Raw genomic sequence first — 20,313 nt, 5'->3', positions numbered from 1 at the left:
TAGGAATGAAATTGATTGAAGAGTATTTAAAAGAGAAGCGAAATGACCACTTGGAGGAATTATTTTCTTTTTTATCGTTGGAAAGTATCAGTGCCCTCCCCGAGCATAAAGAAGATATACAGAAAGCAGCAGAATGGTTAGTACTGGCTCTTACTAATGCAGGCTTAGAAAATGCTTCCATCTATGAGACAAATGGCAATCCCGTTGTTTATGCAGATTGGCTTCATGCAGAAGGAAAACCTACTGTATTAGTATATGGTCATTATGATGTACAGCCTGTCGATCCGCTTGAATTATGGGAAACTCCCCCTTTCTCCCCTGACATACGGGATGAGAAACTATATGCAAGAGGTGCAAGTGATGATAAGGGACAGGTTTTTATGCATATTAAAGCAATTGAAGGGATTCTTCAAACAAATGGTTCTCTTCCAGTAAATATAAAATTTTGCTTGGAAGGAGAAGAGGAAATTGGCAGTCCAGCCCTCCCTCTCTTTGTAGAAGAAAACAAGGAGCTATTAGATGCTGATGTTATTGTTATTTCCGATACAGGAATGATCAAACAAGGGAAACCAACAATTTGCTATGGTCTTCGTGGTTTATGCGGCATGGAAATTCATGTTAAAGGTCCAAAAAGTGACCTTCATTCTGGATTATTTGGAGGAGCGATTCAAAATCCAATTGCTGCCATAAGTGAGCTATTAGCAAGCTTTCACGATCAAAATGGAGTAATTGCTGTAGAAGGATTTTATGATCGTGTGACACCTTTAACGAAAGAGGAAAAGGAAGCCTTTGAAGCATTGCAAATTTCAGATGACTCTTTCATCGAGCAAACTGGCTCCCCTACTCTATTCGGTGAAGAAGGATTTTCTACTTTAGAAAGACTTTGGGTGCGGCCTACTCTTGAAATCAATGGAATAAAAGGTGGCTTTCAAGGAACAGGCGTGAAAACCGTTATCCCTTCAGAAGCAAGTGCAAAAATTACGTGTAGACTTGTTCCTGCCCAAGATCCTGAAGAAATTGTTGCATTATTAGAGAAACATATTGAGGCTCATAAACCAAAGGGTGTGGATGTAACAGTTCAATTATTTGATAAAGGCACTCCTTTTGTTACGCCATTTGATCATAAAGCGATACAAGCAGCTGGTAAAGCGTATGAAACAGTGTACAAGGTGCCAACTTCCTATACGCGTGGTGGTGGATCTATTCCAATTGTTGCAGCATTTGACCAAATTTTAAACCTGCCTGTTGTGTTAATGGGATTTGGATTACCCGATGAAAATTTCCACGCCCCAAATGAGCATTTCCATTTAGAAAATTACGATAAAGGCTTACAAACCATTTGCCATTATTGGTTTGAGCTCGCAGAAGTTTGGTAAAAGAACAACAAAAATCAAATAAAATTACTTACTAATAAATCAGCAGCCTTAATACACTTCGCCACAGGGTCTCACCTGTCTAGCTAATCTTAGTTACGAGTTCGTGTATTCAGGCTGCTCCGTTTTATTTAGTAGTTACAACCACTTCTAAATGCAACTAACTTTCCTTTAAGAAAAACATTATCTTACTTCAATCAACTCATAAGTGTCTTCCTTTATCCGCTCAAAATATGGATTCCATTTTCCATCTTCTATATACATAGCTAATGCATGCATGGCTCTTGTACAGGCTGTATAAAACAATTCCTTTTCTAAATCACTCTGATAGCTTGATGCATTATAAAGTATGACTCCATCGAATTCGATTCCTTTAGCTAGATATGCAGGTATAACGGAAATGCCTTTTTCGTAGGATGTCGTGCCCTTTTGAATAAAACGGACTTCTAACTTCTGTTTAAGCATTTCGTATACTTCGCTGCTTTCTTTAATCGTTTTACAAATAACAGCAATTGTTTTATAGCCATTTCTCTTCCAGTTTTCGATTCGCGTTAATAAGTCGTTTATTCGCTTAGTCGAATCCCCAACACTTACTACATTTGGTTTTTCACCATGACGATTAAAAGGTTCGATTTTGTCTCCATTTACTGCAAGGCCTCTTGTAAATTCAACAATTTCCTTGGTCGAACGATAGCTTTTCATTAATACAATGCTTTCGACATCTTCCCTATCTCCATTAGCAACAATCTCATTATGCTGGTGTGCATAAATTGCTTGGTTAATATCGCCAAGAAGCGTCATCTTGCTATATGGGAATAGCTCTTTTAAGTAATTAATTTGAAAATCAGAATAATCTTGTGCTTCATCAATAAATACCTGACGAATGCCCGATGTTGATTTTTTCCCTTCCAATTTATCCTTTATATAAGCAAAAGGAGTTCCATCTTCATACGAAAGTGTCCTTTTTTGCAGGTTTAAAATGGTTTGCTCTCCAATCCTACTCCATTCGTCCATTGTTAATTGTGTAGGACAGCTTAAATCGAAAATCCCTCTGTACATAGCAGAAACATCAATAAATCGAAGTTTTTTAATGGCCGCATAGATAGACTTAAAGTGCTTATTAACAATAATTTTCCGCAAGAACTTTTCCTCTTGATCGAAATAGTCGAAGTCTTCTTCTTTATGAGCTGCATGAAATGCTTCCAAATACTCCTCTTTATCCAATAGCTCCATTTCATTATCAACCCAACCCTGTTTTCTTTCCGCTTTTGCATGCTTTTTCATTTCTTTTTGGGCCCATTCAATTAATAATTGCATTCGGTTTGGTATGGAGATATGGCTTTCCATTTCATAAAATTTTCTCATCAATTCTTCACTAGATATAAACACTTTGTTGCGAAAAACGATATCCTTAAATACTACACCATCTTTATGTAATTCATCTAAATACGCATCGATAAGCTTTTTAAACTCTACACTACTTTTAAATTGAATACTTTTTAATCTACTTTCCTTTTTAATTGAGTCCGTTTCTGTTAACAAATATTCTAATTGGGAAAATGAATCCTCTACTAGGAAGTATTTTCCAATTCGTGATTGTAAATACTCATAAAAAGTGGACTGACGCATATTTTCTTCCCCAAGCTCTGGCAGTACAGTAGACACATAGCTATTAAATAGTGGGTTAGGTGAAAATAGCATAATATTATCTGATTTCAATGTATCACGATGCTTGTATAACAAATAGGCTACACGCTGCAATGCAGCAGAGGTTTTTCCACTTCCTGCCACACCCTGCACGAGTAAATATCTGCTTTTTTCATTGCGAATAATTTGATTCTGTTCCTTTTGAATCGTCGCAACAATTGATTTCATCATGGAATTAGCATTATTGCCAAGTACTTCAAGCAATAGCTCATCGCCAATTGTTACTCCTGTATCAAATAAACTGATTAGTTTCCCATCTCGGATGATAAATTGTCTTTTTAATAATAGTTCACCATCAATTATCCCACCAGGCGTTTGATAAGAAGCTGGTCCTGGCGAATAATCATAATAGACACTTGAAATAGGAGCCCTCCAATCATAAATATAAAACTCTTCATTTTTTTTATCCATAAAAGAAGCAATTCCAATATATATATTTTCCGTTCCTTCTCCTTCCTCATCAAAATCAATTCTGCCAAAGTATGGAGAATCCTTCAATTTTTGAAGGACTTTTTGCTGCTGATGAATCTGTCCATAAGTTCGTTCCCGTTCTCCAAGCAGCTCTGCTTGCTGTTTTATACTCGTAAAGGTTTCAATTACATCATCTGGTTCATCTAAGTTTACAGTAACATCTTCCCAGAAGGTTGCACGTAATTGACCAACATCACCGCCAATATTGTGAATGTCTTGTTCCATTAAGTTCAACTTATCATCGATTTCCTTTCGGACAAAATCTATCCTCTTTTGTTCCTGGACCTTTTCTTCCACTTCTTTATTACTCATATTGCTAACACCCCTAATCAATTATCTTGACAAGCAGAACAATTATGTGATATCATTAGAATAGATAATTTATAGTTATTTCACAAAAACGACATCACTAAAAGATTCATTTATTTTAACATATTTCGAATTGATTTTCCACTATAATAAGAATAGACATCCCATATCCTTTACGGATATGGGATTTATTATGTGTATTTATATTTTTGCCATCTTGCGTTTGAATGAAACTCCCTCTCTTCTCTTTAAATATATATATTGGAGAAAGAAAAATATCCCACTAAAAGCTCTTAAAAATCCAGAAATATTCATAGCTGTATAAATATCCGTTGTTTCTAAAAGAAAAACGCCAAATTGTGGTGCAATAAAAGCGACAAAAGCAAGTAAAATATTATAATTAGAAATACATAAACTGCGATTATCCGCTGTTGTCACATCTAATAATTGATTAAATAGCATTAAGACAGTGCCTGATACAAATAATCCTGCAAAAATATTTGTTATCACAAGAAAAATAAGATTAGTTGAAATAATCGTTATGAATGGCGCAATTGCCATTCCGATTGACACTAAAATTAGCATCTTTGCATTGGAATGCTTATCTGCCATTCTTGCCCACCATTTAAAGCTAATAATTTGACCAATCGAATTAGCAACGGCAAATAAACTGATCCATAATCCTGTTGCTCCAGCGTATTTTATTTGATAGATACTAAACAAGATCCAACACATTTGCCATGCAAAATTAAAAAACAAGGCACTAATGATAAAATATAAAAAAGCTTTATTTCTAAAGACAGAAATCCCAAAAAATGTAGACTTTTCCTTAGGCAATTCTTTCTTTTTCGGCTCCACATGCTTTTTTAAATAATGCAATTCCAGCAAGCCAAATACAAAAGCTAATAAATATAAACCAACATAAGGAATCGGATCCGCTTTATCGAAAAACTGAAGAAATATGCCAATAAAAAAAGTAGAAATCATGCCAATTAACGTCATCATTTTGTTTCTTGTGCTAAAAAAGCCACTTCGTCTATCTTCTTGAATAATGTCTCCAATGAACGCCTGCCAGCTTAAATTCGCAAAGGAAAAAGGAAAATTCATGAGTCCGACCAAAACAACAAAGACGATTACTTGATATTTATCAGGTATAAAAACGACTAATGCAATACCAACTAAAAAAAGCCTTGCAGCTAAAAAAGAATACACGGTAAACATCTTCTTCTCCTGAAGCCGATTAATGATCATTGAACCAATAATCATCGCGAACATTCCAATAAATTGAGGAAGCGAGCTAATTAAACCAACCTGATAATTGGTTGCTCCCAAAACACTTATTGCAAAGAGGGGAAAATAGTTATTAGAGATGTTCAAAATTATCGTTGTGTAAACTCCATTCTTGATGCTAAGCCTTTCATTTTCTGAATTCGTCTGTTCTGATTCCATCATTCCTATATCATCCTTTTTCTTCTCATAATTATTTCAATTTCTGAAATATTCATAGTTATCATACTCTCATACTTCTTAACCTGCAAGCCCTTTTTAAAAAGATTTTAATGAAATATTTTTGAACATTTAAAACTCTTTAAAAAGCAAAAAAGTGACTGGATATAAGTTTTTTTATTAACTTTTTAAAACCGCATTTTTAGTAAAGTTTATTGTTATTACCCGCATATCAGAATACACTTCGCTTTCCATGGGGCATGCGGTGAGCCTCCTGTGAGGTCTCACCTTTCTCGCTAATCCCATAGGGAGTCTAAGTGTATTCAGGCTGCTCAGTTTTTCCAAACAATTAATTTTTTCTATTAAAAAAATATTTTTTTGAGAGAAAGTAACCTTTATATAAGCGCTAAATAGAAATTGTTTGTCTTTACAGATTATCTATTATTGTTTTTCCAGCCTCTCTTTTAAAGGCAAAAAAATCTCTTTCCAAATGGAAAGAGATTTTTTTATTGCACTCTATTCTTCTACTGATTCCTCAGTTTCAGTTGTTGTAGAACCTTTTATATAATGATAATCCTCACGATTAATTGGCGTGAATCCATTCGGCTTATGGAATCTTAATAAATCTTTCATTACAATGCTGTCAGATGCTTGTAATTCTGCAGCAGCTGCTTCTGCTTGTTCAGCACCTTGTTCTGCATCAACTAACTCGCCATCAGCATTATAATAGTTATCACCAATCTTTGTAAGTGTTGGAGACACAAAGTCACCATTTCTAAATGGAACTGTTTCACGATGCTGTTCAGAAAGTAAATCAGAACCAACTTGTAAATAATCCTTTGTATCAATACCTAGAAGATGCATTAATGTTGGCATTACATCTACTTCACCACCGAATTTACTTACTACATTTCCTTCTATTCCTGGTACATGGATAAATAACGGCACACGCTGAAGCTGTGTGTTCATAAATGGTGTTACTTCATCGACGCCAAGTACTTGTGCCATTGCTTTATTATGGTTTTCAGAAATACCATAGTGGTCACCGTACATAACAATAACCGTATTATCATATAATCCGGATTCTTTTAAGTCTTCAAAGAATAAACGAATTGACTCATCTAAATAATGAGCAGATTGGAAATAATGGTTTACAGCATTATCGCCAAAGTCACCAGCTGGGAAGTCCGTATCGCCTTCATCCATTTCGAATGGATGGTGGTTAGATAACGTAATAAACTTCGTATAGAATGGCTGCTTTAATCCTTCAAGCAAAGGGATACTCTGTTCAAAGAACGGTATATCCTTCATTCCATAGTTTTTCGTATTTTCTTCTGACATATCATAATACTCAGCATCAAAGAAATAATCGTACCCTATCGTTTTATACATTTCATTACGATTCCAGAAAGTTTTATAGTTACCATGGAAGGCAGCAGAAGTATATCCTTCCCCTTTAAGAATTGCTGGTGCTGATTGTAATGTATTTTGTGCTTTATTTACAAAAACAGCTCCTTGAGACATTCCATATAAGGAATTCTCCATCATGAATTCTGCATCAGATGTTTTTCCTTGCCCTGTTTGATGGAAGAAGTTATCAAAATAGAATGTATTATCGTCTTTAATTAATGAGTTTAAAAACGGCGTTACTTCTTCTCCGTTTAATTCGTAATTAATAATAAAGCTTTGCAGTGATTCCAATGAAACGTAAATAACGTTTTTACCTTCAGCTGTTCCAAAGTATTTATCATTTGGCTCAGCATAATTAGCACTAATAAAGTTTTGCACTTCTGTAATATCACTGCTGTCTGCCAAAGCTCTTTGACTTTCAGATCTAGCATTTTGCACGATATCATAAACAGTAAAGTTGTATGCGCCTAAATATTTCACTAAATAGTTTCTATCAAATGATCGACTTAATAATTGCGGGCGATCTGCCTCTGCTAAACCTAAATTAATAACAAATGTCAAAATAGCTAATGCAAAAACAGATTTTGCCGCTCTTCTATTTTTCTGTATGTTAGGTTTATACGCTTTTGTTGCTAGCAACACGATTAAAATAATAACATCTAGGAAATAAAGAATATCATATGGTTTAAGAAGTGATAAAACACTATCACTTAGTTGTCCACCATTAACTTTCACCTGCATTACTACCGGGACTGTTATAAAGTCTGTAAAGAATCGATAATACACAATGTTTGCATATAATAAAGCTGACATTAACGCTGTATTAATCGTAATATACACAGGCTGTGCTTTCCCTTTAACAAATAAAGCAAGTCCGATAAAGAGCAGTGCAGAGCTTAATGGATTAATAAATAATAGAAATTCCTGCATAGGTCCTTCTACACCAATGCTGAACTCTACCTTGTACCCAATATACGTTTTCATCCAAAATAAAAATATGGCGATTAAAAAGAAAGAAGAATGTTTAGATAACATTTTACGAAATAATTCTGCTGTACCTTTCAATCCCGTTCACCTCAATTCAAAATTTACAATTTCTAATGTAATTTGTTTATTTTCCCTTAAATAGTGCTACCTTATCTACATATGTTACTGCCCTTCCTTTTGTTCATCCTATCAAGAAGTAGCAGCTGATGAAAATGACGTTATCCATTATAACACATCATTTTCAAAAGGGTTATTCCTTTTACTTCCTATTACTATAAATTTACATAAAGTAGATTTCAAATTAATCACATCTTACATTAAATTAATGAATATTTCCAGCAATATCTATATTTATACGAAAAAAAGGGACAAAAGAACAGTTTTTTCGTTTTTTCGACAAGAATGTATATTAGCAGATATTTTCTAAAATGAAAATGGTAAATACTCACAGTCCTCTCTATCTACCCCGTTCATAAGTAAGCCAAACAGCGAACAAGCATATTTAATATTCATTTATTTAATAGTATAATGGAATGGATAGTAAAAGGAGGAGTTTCTTTTGATACATATTGATCAAAAAGAATATTTAGCTGTGTTAGAGCGGTTGCTTAATGTCACTAGTCCATCAGGGAATACAGAAGCCATTATTCAATTAATGGAGAAATATTTACACGATGCCAATATTTCTACTTATAAAAATAATAAAGGAGGATTGATTGCGACACTTCCTGGCAAAATTACAGACAAGCAACGCATGCTTACTGCACATGTCGATACACTTGGAGCGATGGTAAAGGAAATTAAACCAAACGGCAGACTACGCTTAGATTTAATTGGAGGTTTCACATACAACAGTATTGAAGGGGAAAATTGTATGATTGAAACTTCTTCTGGTAAAACATATACAGGGACCATCCTTCTTCACCAAGCATCTGTGCATGTATATAAAGAAGCTAGAACGCTTGAGCGTAATCAAGCCAATATGGAAGTTCGCCTTGACGAAATTGTGAAGAATCAAGAAGATGTGAAAAATCTAGGCATTTCTGTAGGTGACTTTGTTTCTTTTTACCCACGTGTAGAGATTACTCCTTCAGGATTCATTAAATCCAGACATTTAGATGATAAAGCAAGTGCTGCAATTCTTTTATTATTAATGAAACAGATAAAAGAAAATAACATTGAATTACCTTATACTACAAACTTCCTTCTTTCCAATAACGAGGAAATTGGTTATGGAGGAAATTCAAATATTCCTGTAGAAACAGTTGAATATATGGCTGTAGACATGGGAGCAATGGGAGACGGACAAGCAACTGACGAGTACACGGTATCAATCTGTGTGAAGGATGCTAGCGGACCGTATCATTATGCGTTAAGAAAACATCTTGTTCAATTAGCAGATAAGAAGGAGATTCCATACCAGTTAGATATTTATCCATATTATGGATCTGACGCCTCTGCGGCGATTCGTTCTGGTCATGATATCAAGCATGCATTAATCGGTCCTGGAATTGATTCCTCTCATGCCTATGAACGCACCCATTTTACTTCTGTTGAGGCAACAGGAAAACTAATTTATCATTATTTACTAAGTGAATTAGTTTAAAGTTGTTGAAAAAAAGAGGATGACATTATTATGAGTCATCCTCCTTTTTGTTATTCTGGTCTTTTGCCCTTTTGCAAATCATTCATTGTTAAGCCAAAATCCATTTGAAAATGGGGATAATCCTTAAAATTAGCCCAGTCCCCTCCCCATTGAAAGCCTAATTCTTTTGCAATCTCCACAACCTCCATCCAATCACTTTTGCCATTTCCATTGCCATCATAATTCATATCCCAGATGACTACACCATTAATATCTAAAAGAGCGAAGTCTATAGCTAGTCCATAATTATGATAAGACTCCCCGCCCTTTGCATTGGTTACAATCGAACCTTCTGTCGTTCTTCCTTGCTCATATAAACGGTCTTGTTCTTCTACACTTCTAAAATCTTCTGTAATCACTACTCGAATGCCAATCTCTCCAGCCTTCTGTACAAGGATGGCTTTCTTTTCATTTACAATTGGATTCATTTTAGCAGGCATTGGTACGTCGCTATAATCTGGCTGATTTAATTTCCAATATAATAGAAGAATAAAGATAAAAATCAAAAAAATAAAGAATGTTCTCCCATGTTTCTTTCTTTTCTTTCGCAAAATAACGCTCCCATTTTGTAATCTTGTTTTTTAATTCATTTTGCCCATCATTTTTGGATAGACAGATAATTTTTTAGGTAGGGTGAAATAGATACCCAGTCAAAGAGAGGGTATCTATTTCACCTTCTCTACTCTTTTAATTCCAATACAGTCACTGGCTTAACAATCTCCATATCCCTTTCCCCGCCTACAATTTAATGTAAATATTCAAAGCGAGTGGTACTTCCAGTTTGTCCAGCAATAACCTCTAGTCTTACTTCCATTCGATCTTTTAATTCAGGAACATGGGAAATTACTCCGACTAATCGTCCTGAGTTTTGGATATCCATCAGTGTTTCAATTGCTTGATCTAACGACTCTGGATCTAATGTCCCGAAGCCCTCATCTATAAACATTGTTTCCAGTGAAATTCCTCCAGCAAAATTTTGTACGACATCACTTAGACCTAATGCCAAGGATAGTGCTGCCTTAAAACTTTCTCCGCCTGACAATGTTTTAACATGTCTTTCTTGTCCAGTATATTGATCGAATACGAGTAACTCTAAGCCACTTTGCACATTTCCCTTTGATCGATTGCTCTTTCGGACAAGCTGATATCGCCCACTCGTCATTTTTTTAAGTCTACTATTCGCTTGAAGTAATATTTCATCTAAAAACGATGCAAGAACATAGCGTTCAAATGTAATTCTTTGTGCATTTTGCCCTCTCGAAATATCATATAAATGTCCAACAAGATTAAATTGATTTTCTAGTTCTTTTACTTTCCGATTTATTTCGACTACTTGATCCTGAATTTCTTTATTTTCTTTTTGTTTTATTAGCATATTTGTATGCTCTTGCTGAAATCTATTTGCTTCTTCCACTATTATTGTTAGCTTCGTTTTGAGCTCTTCCATATTTGGAACAGCAATATCTTTAAGTGCCTCTTCTAAATCCTTTAATCGATCTGAAACAGAACGACACTCTTCTCGATATGCTTGTACAGCTGTTTTTAGCTGTTCTACTTCTTGTTCCTGCAATTTACTTTCTGCATAGGAGCGATAGGTTGGGAAACCTTGCTTTGCCATTTTTTCTAAGAATATTTCTCTTTCTGTCTGTAAGCTGCCGGATAACTGCTTGATTTGTTTTTCCAGACTTTCTAAACGAACCGACTCCTTTTGCGATTTTTCTTTCGTATTCTGCAGCTTTTCCTGTGCCAATGCAAATTGAACTTCCAGTTTTTCCAAATGAAGAGTGCTTTCTTTCCATACTTTTTGATACTTAGGTAATTCCCGCAAATCAGGTGGAATCGTATCCTTCATTTTTTTTAAGGTTGTGTTATGTTCTGTATATTTAATGGTAGTTTCTCTCATCACTTCTGCTGTTTGTTCAAGCTGTGCTTGCACTTCCTGAAATTGATCCTCTACATCCGATAAGGATTTCTTCATTTTTTCCATCTCTGTTGTTTGTGCCTCTAATTTCTTTTGCTCGAGACTCAATTCCTGCAGTTGATTTTTAATTATATTTGCTGCTATCGTGCTATCCTCATCCGTAAACGAAGGATAGATATCGACAACTTTTTTCAGCTTATTCTGTGCATCTTCTGAAAACCATTTCCATTGTGCATTGGCTTCGAGCCAAGCAGTTTCTGCTATTATTTTTTCTTTTTCTATTCTTTCAAGATCCTTTTTTGCGCTTTTTCGATCTTCCTCTGAGACATCCTCGGTGTGAATAAGATTTGTTGCAGGGTTCGGGTGATGTACACTTCCACAAACCGGGCATGCTTCATCCACCTTTAAGCTGGTTGCTAAAATAAGCGATTGGTTGGCAATCCATTTATTTTCAAGTTCTTCTACTAATGCTTTTTCATCTTGCAATCTTTTTAACGCATTATCTAGCATTTGTTTTTTCGTTTTAGCATCAGCCATTCGTTTCATACCAGTATCTGCCACTTCTATATATTCATTTATTCGTTCTAATATAGATTGCAGATTACGCATTTTGTCTTTATTATCTAGAAGCAATTCCTTCATTCCGTCTAGTTGCTTTATCCGATCTTTATACTTTTGAATGGTGGTTTCTTTTTCTTTTCGTTGTTTTTGAAGGATTTCTTGTTTAGAAGCATGGCTTTCCATTCCTTTTGTTAATTGGAGGAGCTTTCCTTCTACTTCCGCATATTGCAGAACATCCTTTTCCATATTTTTTAATTCAACAAGGTAATTAGCTAATTGTTTACGTTCTTCTTCCTTCGCTAGTTCTTCCTTATATAGTTGATCCGCTTCCATTAGCTGTGCTTTAAGCGTTTCTAAAGATGTTCGAATTGCCTTTTCTTCTACTTTGCTGTCATCGATCTGTCTTTTTAAGTGATGACAAATTTCCTCTTGCTGAGCAAGTATGGCAGCTTTTTGGGCCAAATCGATTTTCTTTTCTGTTTCTGTATATTCCGTTTTCTTACTTTCCAATTCCTTTAAATGTATGGAAAGCTCTTCTTTTAGCTTCATTTGCTTTACTATCGATTCTGCTTCAAATAAATGCTGTCTAATGACATCTCGTTCTTTATTTTTCTCGTCAACCTTGGTTTGTAATCTTCCTACCTCTTCCTCCATGGACTCAATTTCTTGCTCTAATAGCGGAAGAATTGCTACGTCGTTCTCACTGCCTTGTTCCATTAGTACTATTAAATCCTTATTAAATACAGCAGCTATTTTAGATAATGCATTGCTGCGCAATAAAACCTTTTGCTCCACTTCCTTTTTTAGTCCTTGTGCCTGCTCCTTTAGTTTATCTTCAATACGCTTATACATTTCTGTATGGAATAAGCGTTGCAAGATATTTTCTTTTTCTTTGCTGTCTGATGTAAGTAATTTGCGAAATTCCCCTTGTGGAATCATCAGTATTTGGCGAAACTGATTGCTATCAATTTGCATAATTTCCTTCACTTTTTCATCGACATCACGAACAGAAGAGGCAACAAGCAATTCCTTTCCATCTTCATCAAATGTAAAGAGCTCCGCTTTCGCCCCAATTGTCGTAAATCCATCTCCTCTTTCTTTTTTCTTCTCTTGCTGTGGAGATCGAGTGATTAAATATCGATTTTCCTTTAATTTAAATTCAAAACTGACTTCTGTTAACAAGGAATCATGCGCAAACTGACTTCTCAATTCTGGTCCATTGCGATCTTCCCCGCTTGCTTTTCCGTAAATAGCATAGCTAATCCCATCAAAAATAGTAGTTTTACCTGAACCTGTTTTTCCAGAGATAACAAACATTGTACGATTGCCTAAAATAGTAAAATCAATAACCTCTTTATGGGCATATGGACCAAATGCCTGCATAGTAAGTTTTAATGGTCTCATTTTTGTCCCTCCTCTCTTAGAACTTGATTAATAACACTCGCCATCCAATCCTTTTTCTCTTCTGAAAAGGAAGCTGTAGTCATTTCTTCATAAAAGGATGCAAATAATTCAAGTTCATTTTGCTGTATTTCCTTTTGTACTTGCAAAATAGACTTTTCTTTTCGATCTTTGTTTTCGATTTTTCTTTCTAAGTGAAGAACATTAGGGTAGACTTGTCTTAGCTTTTGAATTGGATCAAGTATCGCTCCTTCATCAAGCAAAGTTATTTTCAAATAATCCTCTACTTTTTGTTGCTGATAAAAATTTACATCTAGCAGTTCTTCTAAATGGCCTTCTAACTCTCTCATATCTTTCTGCGGTGTTAGAGCATGATATTTTTGTGTAAAATTCCCTTTTTCATCCATTTCAATAATCGACACTGATTTCTTTTGCCTCGCTTCGGAAAAAGAATATTTCATTAAGGAGCCAGAATATTTAACCGTTTGATGATTAATTGCATCAGGGCTATGTAAATGGCCTAGAGCGGTATAAGAAAAGGGCTCAAACAATTCTGCACCGACACATCCTGATCCTCCGACAGATAAAATCCGCTCGGAATCAGATGTTTTTCCGCCAAGTACAAAACTATGACCAATCAATACATTTGGTTCATTAACCTGCAAATTATTTTCCAGGTTACCAATAATCGCCTTCATCGCATCATGATGATTTAGTATCGTATCATCCTCTAGCATTTTTCTGACTACTACAGGTTCGCAATATGGTACTAAGAAGAAGTTAACACCAGCTAAAGACACAGGTGAAAAGCTATTTTCGATTTTACCATTTAAATAAAATTGATTTTTCTGGTACCATGAGCTTCCAAAAGATAATCTTTCTGCACTATCATGGTTTCCGGAAATAGCAAGTATCGGTGTATTTAGCTCAACATTGATAAAATATAAAACTTCATCAAGTAAGTTAACGGCATCTGTTGGCGGAATGGAGCGATCATATAAGTCACCTGCAATAATGACAGCATCTGGCTTTTCTTTTTCTACTAGCTCCATAAATTGTTTAAGCATAAAACGTTGATCTTCTGTCATGTATAATCCATGAACTAATTTCCCTAAATGCCAATCGGCAGTATGAATAAATTTCACTATTTTCACCCCTAAATTCATTAAAAAAGAATACATTTGCTAAATTATTTTACAATAATTAATTTCAAATAAAGTAGTCGTTTTTGCCCCGTTTATTTCTTAGCCCTATTTATAAGTTGCATGTCCTCTTATATTTTACTTCTATTCATTCAAAGCAGTTAAATCATGATACCTTCTCATGGAGATAAAAGCATATATTCTATTATTATAACAAACATTTTATACGAGTAGGAATGAGAGAAGACGTAAACCAATTATTTCTATTAACATAAAAGAAATGATTTAATTCTAATAGATTGGTTGTAAACAATGAAGAATATGGTATAGAAAAAGGTCAGATCCTTTTAAGAGATCTGACCTTTTTTATATGAGGAATCGCTATTTTTATATTTTAGTAACGTTAGCAGCTTGAGGTCCACGAGCACCTTCAACTACTTCAAATGAAACGTCTTGGCCTTCTTCTAAAGATTTAAAGCCTTCCACTTGAATCGCTGAATAGTGAACGAATACATCATTTCCATCTTCTGCTTCAATAAAACCAAATCCTTTTTCTGCATTAAACCATTTAACTTTACCGTTTTTCATGTGAAAAAATCCTCCTAAATAAGCTTTGCTAGCTTCATCTTTATATTACCATTTTCATCGCATAAGCATTAAACTATTAATCACTCAAACATAAGGTAGATCAATAAATGACATACTAAATACGTTAATAACGGTTAATGTAAATTTAACATTTTTAGCTATTATTGTCAATAGAAAACCCTTTCATTTTTCAAACAATTGCAATTAATAGGCAAAATTCTGTGCTTCTATCTTTTAATTAATTCAGGTAAACTTTGAATCGATTTGATCATTATATCCAGTTTCGTTTCAATTCTATTCAGCAAATAGAAGCTGATTACAATTGGAAATCCTACTTGGCTTATAAATGAGATCAACTCTTCCATTATAAATTCCCCCTTATTGAATCTCTCCTTCATTACTTAGGGCTACTGGCATGAATACCACTAGCCCTAAAGCGATATTTTGTAAAGAGATTTATTAATCCTTAAATCTCATAATCTGTCACATTTCTTTCAACGAGACGTATCCCTTTCACGGCAACTAATTCTCCGTTCGGACTAGTTAATGCATTAGATGAAATAATACTTTGCATGACTGTTAATACTTGTTCTGAATTTACTGGTTCAACGGGACTTTCAAGGGAAATCTTTGTTGCCTTCCCATTACTCGTCTCAAAAGTTAATTCTAACGTTTTCGCCATTTGTGATTCTCCTTTCTTTCATTATTTTTAGCGTTATTACGGCTGAATTATTTCTGACACATCATTTCTTTCAATAGAGAACAAAGTATAAGTGACTAGCGATGATAAACCTGCTGCTACCGCATCCAGCTGTTCAGGGGTTGCCGTTTGTTTTACATTCTTAAACGTCTTCGTAATATAATTGGGATCCCCATTTTCCTTCATGCCATTTAGAAACATTAACTTTAAACTCGATTCATTCCAAATTGCTTCTGCCATCTTTATCACCTCCTTTCACTTAATAAATAGAGGAAAGGGACGAAAAAGGACAGTTTTCATAAAAAATAAGATGGAGCTTTTCTTTGGGGATTTTCTAAGCATAGGTTATTTAAACAATCATATTTCTCCCTTGAACATATGCTAACAATATAGGATAAAAGGAGGGAAAAATACTGTGGAGTGGTTACAGTCTTTTTTACTTGATCATTATTATATATTAGTACCGGTTCTATGGATCATCGGCTATGCCCTTAAACAAACGCCAATAATCCCTGATTGGTCCATCATTTGGATTCTTCTCCTAACTTCAATTATATTAGCCACTTTTGCATATGGATTTAGCTTTGAAGCAGTTACCAATGGCATTATAGCTGCAGGCGTATCTGTGTTCGGACACCAGCTTGCAAAACAAACGCTTTATAAGGATTAGCAAAATAACCATATCCTTAAGATAGATGGAAGAAGGATGAATACATGTTTGTTGCAAAAAAAGAGTCGATCCTCCTTTTGTTTATACAAAATAAGATCGACTCTATCTATTTATGGCAAATTATAAGGTAAAATGGGACACCTTTTTCTGAAGCCTTGATGCAATTTCTGACAGCCTTTTAGCTGAATCTGTCATTTCAGTCATAGAAGCCAACTGCTCCTCTGAGGCTGCAGACGTTTCTTGTGTATAGGAAATGCTTTCTGATGATATTTTATGAACACTTTCCATAATCTTTTTCATTTCCTTGCTATTTTTTGATAGCTCTTCTATTTCTTTTGTTACTTCATGGACATTTTCTGATACATCGGAAACAGATTGAAAAATTTCCATAAATGCGATGCTCGTTTTTTCCGTTTCTACTATACCTTCACTTACAATTGTGTTTGTGTTATGCATGCCATCGACAGCCAGGCTTATTTCCTTTTGAATACTTTCTGTTACATTTTGAATTAAGTGGGCAGAATTGCTACTTTCTTCAGCAAGCTTTCTAACCTCATCTGCCACAACAGAAAATCCTTTTCCGTGTTCTCCTGCTCTTGCTGCTTCAATTGCTGCATTTAGTGCCAATAGATTTGTTTGCTCTGCGACACTTGTTATTAATTCGGCAATTTGTTTAATTTCATCTGACTTTTCTTCCAGCATTTTAATGATCAGGGATGAATCCTCGACAGAATGGCTTATATCCTTCATTTTATTTACAACATCATCAATGGAACGATTACCATCTTGAGCCTTCTGCATCGATCCTGTCATTTTTTCTTTCATACTGAAACTACGTTCGGTTATTTCTTCCATGCTTTTATTCATAAGCTCATAATTTTCAACAGCAATTTGAAATTGGTTTATTTGGGTTTCCACTTGTTCTACGGATTTTTCCGAAATGCTAGAAACCTGTTCCGCAACAATTGCCGTTTGTTTTGCACTATTCTCCATTTCCGCACTGCTAGCAGTAACGGTATTAGCTGTATCTCTTACTTCTTGGATTATTACACCCAATTCATCGTTCATTTTACTTAATGAGCGGACCATTTCTCCAAATTCATCATTTTTCTTTCCTTTAATTTCTTGCTTTGTAAGATTCCCTTCACTCACCTTTTTGATAATTTCGGTGGAATCTTTCATTCCTCTTGCTATTGTTCTACTAATCCAAACAGCAAGTAAGACAGCCGAAAGCATTGCAAAGCCGCTTATTGCAATTACTATATAAATATAAACCTTCGTTTCACTACCTACCTTGTCTCTTATAGCACTCATTCTTGTTTCTTCATATTTAATCAGCTGATCTGTTTCATTACTAAATTCTGTACGAATGTCATTAGACTGATTAATTAAATCAAGATAATTTTCTTCATTTTCTAAAATCTTTTCTTGCACGGCCTTATCACCAAGAACTAAGAAATCTGCCTGAAGCTTTTGGATGCTTTCAAATAGCTCTTTACTAGTAGTATCAATTTCCATACTTTTTAATGTGTCAAAATCATTTACCAGTCGTTTAGAGCTACTATCATAATTCGTTAAATAGGAAGTTTCCCCTGTCAGTAAATATCCATTTATTCCATCTGATTGAAGAAGCATGTTTATTTTCATGTTTTTCAAGATGATTACCTTATTTACTTGCTGGTCAATCACATTTGAATAGTTCTTATCTACCTTTGCAATTTGTGTTATAGAGAGAGTCGCAATTAATAAAATACATATAATAACTAAGAGAAAACCTAACCCCAACTTTCTTGTAATCGTAAATCTCATATCCTTCCCCCTTCTATACGAACCAATTACCATTTATTAGAAATATAAGTTTTTTATTTTTCCTTATGTTTCTTCTATTATACTAGCAAATAAGACTTTTTTACTAGATGGTTTTCTCTTTAAAAAATTTTTTTCGTTTATTAAATATTTCCATTCGAGTGGTTGTTTACGGTATAGATTTCCTCCAAAATAAAAAACTGCTGGAATTCGCACTTGAATTCCAGCTAGTATTACGATAATAAACTTAATGAACAGCGCTTAAATTTTTTGCCAGCTTCTTGTAATTGAAATACATAGCAATACGCCAAGGTACTATCATACAGAAAGCTAGCATCCAGAACATGCCGCCTAATGGACCCACATCAATTGAACTACTTAAAATAAATTTAGCAACAATTCTGATTGCTAATAATCCAAATAAAATATAGACAAATGCTTTCGAATTAATTAAATATATATCCTGATCCTTAATTTCAAACTTTGTTGTTTTAATTAAAAGTAACGAGAATAATATTCCCGCAATAGCTGCTTCTAAAATTTCTTGGCCGGTAATACGAAAATAAGGAAAGACAAACATGAGTGCACCCGTACTCATAAAAAATGGAGGAAGAATAATTTTTTTAGGTGAAACTGGCTTCGTAGCCGCTTTCATTCTCATAATCATAAAAAATACACCCATAAACACTGCGATACATGTTGAAATTATGACAGAAGCCATAGAAAAAACCCCTTTACAAACCTTTTGTCGACATTACAATATTTTTATCTTACCATCAAGATCACTCCCCTGTCCATTTTTTATAGAAAATCAACATGTATTTTAAAAGGCAAAAAAAAACGGATACGATAAATCATATCCTTTAAATCTTCCATAATCATTATTTTAAAACTCTATTTATTGCATCTAATACACGCGTATCATCAAAAGGCTTTACGATAAAATCCTTTGCGCCAGCTTCAATTGCTTCTACGACCATTTTTTGTTGTCCCATAGCAGAGCACATAATTATTTTTGCCTGTGGAAATTCTTGCTTTATTTCTTTAACAGCGTCTAATCCGCTCATCTCTGGCATTGTAATATCCATTGTGACCAAATCCGGATCCAATTCACGATACAATCTTACTGCTTCTTTCCCGTTTTCCCCTTCACCAACTACTTCATGATTTGATTTAGTTAAAATATTTGAGAGAGTCATTCTCATAAACTTTGCATCATCCACAATCAATATTCGAGCCATCTTGCTTCCTCCTCAACAACCAAAAACAAAAAATCTATTAATAAAATATATTTACTAACGCTTATTTCAATATAGCGAATCTTTATGATAATTTCAATCTATTTTGTCATAATATGTGACAAACCGCGGCATATATGTGTCTGACTTTTTCAATCCTAAACAAATTTCTACCTTACTTATTATTTATCAATATAAAAGAAGATAGGACTATTAAAAGCCTTGAAAATCCCCGAAAATTGGTGAAATGACTCGTGTTAACCATTTCATGCCGTCCACATATAACAATATACCCATTGCAATCATGCAATATCCGCCAATTTTCATCCAATAATAACTATACATTTTTAGCTTGTTCAAATGAGAGATAAAATAAGATAATAAGATAAATGGAAGGGCAAATCCAAGAATGTAACCGCCTAAATAAAGCAAGCTCGTTTCTGGATGAAGGCTTGCTAAAGATAGGACTGTTGCGAGAATAGGACCATTGCATGGAGTCCAGCCTGCTGCAAAGCTTAACCCGATTAAAAAGGAGCCAAGATATCCTGTTGGTCTTGTCTTAAAGGATAAACGGTATTCTTTCATCAACCATTTTGGCTTCAATAAACCAGTAATAACAAAACCAAAAAAGATAATAAAAATGGATCCTATCTTTCTAATTTCATCATGATATGCTTTAAAGTATGTCCCAATGAAAGACGACCCGAAACCAAGCGCAATAAAAATAAGTGAAAAACCTAAAAGGAATAATAGCGTATGCAGAAAACTAGCATTTTTAATGATATTTCCCTCTTCTAGCTGGCCAGTTGACATTCCAGTTATATAGGATAAATATGCTGGATACAATGGTAAACAGCATGGAGAAATAAAGCTTAAAAAACCTGCACCTAAAGCAATAAATAAGTTTATATCAACCATTATTTATCTCTCCTTTTCCC

At 34.5% G+C, this 20,313-nt stretch carries 17 protein-coding genes; 3 read left to right on the top strand and 14 right to left on the bottom strand.

Annotated elements, in window-relative coordinates; translation table 11 throughout:
- Positions 1-5 precede the first annotated feature (5 nt).
- Positions 6-1,376 carry a dipeptidase gene (locus tag AB3U99_RS11785; RefSeq protein WP_400247774.1) on the top strand — a complete coding sequence of 457 codons (1,371 nt, stop codon included), beginning with the start codon at positions 6-8 and terminating at the stop codon, positions 1,374-1,376.
- 180 nt (positions 1,377-1,556) lie between these two features.
- Here the strand turns inward: AB3U99_RS11785 and helD are convergent, their stop codons facing one another.
- The 3 genes from helD to AB3U99_RS11770 all read right to left on the bottom strand — a co-directional run bounded on the left by helD (position 1,557) and on the right by AB3U99_RS11770 (position 7,751).
- Entirely contained in the window at positions 1,557-3,863 is a 2,307-nt protein-coding gene (helD, locus tag AB3U99_RS11780) for an RNA polymerase recycling motor HelD (RefSeq protein ID WP_400247773.1), read from the bottom strand.
- 198 nt (positions 3,864-4,061) lie between these two features.
- On the bottom strand, positions 4,062-5,312 hold the full coding sequence (locus tag AB3U99_RS11775) for an MFS transporter (RefSeq protein ID WP_400247771.1): 1,251 nt from the start codon (positions 5,310-5,312) through the stop codon (positions 4,062-4,064).
- A 510-nt stretch (positions 5,313-5,822) separates the two neighbouring features.
- Entirely contained in the window at positions 5,823-7,751 is a 1,929-nt protein-coding gene (locus AB3U99_RS11770) for an LTA synthase family protein (RefSeq protein WP_400248044.1), read from the bottom strand.
- Positions 7,752-8,262: 511 nt separating this feature from the next.
- On the opposite strand from AB3U99_RS11770, the gene AB3U99_RS11765 reads away from it, so the two are divergent.
- Positions 8,263-9,309, top strand: coding sequence for a M42 family metallopeptidase (locus AB3U99_RS11765; protein ID WP_400247770.1), 1,047 nt, complete (start codon positions 8,263-8,265; stop codon positions 9,307-9,309).
- Positions 9,310-9,359: 50 nt separating this feature from the next.
- Here AB3U99_RS11765 and AB3U99_RS11760 read toward each other — a convergent pair whose 3' ends face one another.
- The 7 genes from AB3U99_RS11760 to AB3U99_RS11730 all read right to left on the bottom strand — a co-directional run bounded on the left by AB3U99_RS11760 (position 9,360) and on the right by AB3U99_RS11730 (position 15,901).
- The gene (locus AB3U99_RS11760; protein ID WP_400247768.1) at positions 9,360-9,899 is read right to left on the bottom strand and encodes a M15 family metallopeptidase; all 540 of its coding nucleotides are present in this window, start codon (positions 9,897-9,899) and stop codon (positions 9,360-9,362) included.
- Between the two features lie 194 nt (positions 9,900-10,093).
- The gene (locus AB3U99_RS11755; protein WP_400247766.1) at positions 10,094-13,234 is read right to left on the bottom strand and encodes an AAA family ATPase; all 3,141 of its coding nucleotides are present in this window, start codon (positions 13,232-13,234) and stop codon (positions 10,094-10,096) included.
- Positions 13,231-14,376 carry an exonuclease SbcCD subunit D gene (locus AB3U99_RS11750; protein WP_400247765.1) on the bottom strand — a complete coding sequence of 382 codons (1,146 nt, stop codon included), beginning with the start codon at positions 14,374-14,376 and terminating at the stop codon, positions 13,231-13,233. Before AB3U99_RS11750 ends, AB3U99_RS11755 begins: the two co-directional genes overlap by 4 nt.
- A gap of 384 nt (positions 14,377-14,760) precedes the next feature.
- Positions 14,761-14,961, bottom strand: coding sequence for a cold-shock protein (locus AB3U99_RS11745; RefSeq protein ID WP_031537602.1), 201 nt, complete (start codon positions 14,959-14,961; stop codon positions 14,761-14,763).
- A 227-nt stretch (positions 14,962-15,188) separates the two neighbouring features.
- Complete coding sequence (locus AB3U99_RS11740) at positions 15,189-15,326, bottom strand: YvrJ family protein (RefSeq protein WP_400247763.1); 138 nt, start codon at positions 15,324-15,326, stop codon at positions 15,189-15,191.
- Between the two features lie 101 nt (positions 15,327-15,427).
- Complete coding sequence (locus AB3U99_RS11735) at positions 15,428-15,643, bottom strand: DUF2922 domain-containing protein (RefSeq protein WP_400247761.1); 216 nt, start codon at positions 15,641-15,643, stop codon at positions 15,428-15,430.
- A 36-nt stretch (positions 15,644-15,679) separates the two neighbouring features.
- Positions 15,680-15,901 (bottom strand): DUF1659 domain-containing protein, encoded by a 222-nt coding sequence (locus AB3U99_RS11730; RefSeq protein WP_400247759.1) that lies wholly within the window; start codon positions 15,899-15,901, stop codon positions 15,680-15,682.
- 175 nt (positions 15,902-16,076) lie between these two features.
- Between AB3U99_RS11730 and AB3U99_RS11725 the strand changes: the two genes are divergently transcribed.
- Entirely contained in the window at positions 16,077-16,331 is a 255-nt protein-coding gene (locus tag AB3U99_RS11725) for a phage holin family protein (protein WP_400247758.1), read from the top strand.
- Positions 16,332-16,451: 120 nt separating this feature from the next.
- Here AB3U99_RS11725 and AB3U99_RS11720 read toward each other — a convergent pair whose 3' ends face one another.
- From AB3U99_RS11720 to AB3U99_RS11705, 4 genes are all read right to left on the bottom strand, one after another.
- Complete coding sequence (locus AB3U99_RS11720) at positions 16,452-18,140, bottom strand: methyl-accepting chemotaxis protein (protein ID WP_400247756.1); 1,689 nt, start codon at positions 18,138-18,140, stop codon at positions 16,452-16,454.
- 244 nt (positions 18,141-18,384) lie between these two features.
- The gene (locus AB3U99_RS11715; protein ID WP_400247755.1) at positions 18,385-18,858 is read right to left on the bottom strand and encodes a CcdC family protein; all 474 of its coding nucleotides are present in this window, start codon (positions 18,856-18,858) and stop codon (positions 18,385-18,387) included.
- Between the two features lie 160 nt (positions 18,859-19,018).
- Positions 19,019-19,378, bottom strand: a complete 360-nt coding sequence (locus AB3U99_RS11710) for a response regulator (RefSeq protein ID WP_400247753.1) — start codon at positions 19,376-19,378, stop codon at positions 19,019-19,021.
- 210 nt (positions 19,379-19,588) lie between these two features.
- On the bottom strand, positions 19,589-20,293 hold the full coding sequence (locus AB3U99_RS11705) for a cytochrome c biogenesis CcdA family protein (RefSeq protein ID WP_400247752.1): 705 nt from the start codon (positions 20,291-20,293) through the stop codon (positions 19,589-19,591).
- Positions 20,294-20,313: the final 20 nt, after the last annotated feature.

Source organism: Niallia tiangongensis (genome assembly GCF_044704065.1).
Taxonomy (GTDB): domain Bacteria; phylum Bacillota; class Bacilli; order Bacillales; family Cytobacillaceae; genus Niallia; species Niallia tiangongensis.
This window is presented reverse-complemented; position numbering and strand designations above follow the sequence as displayed.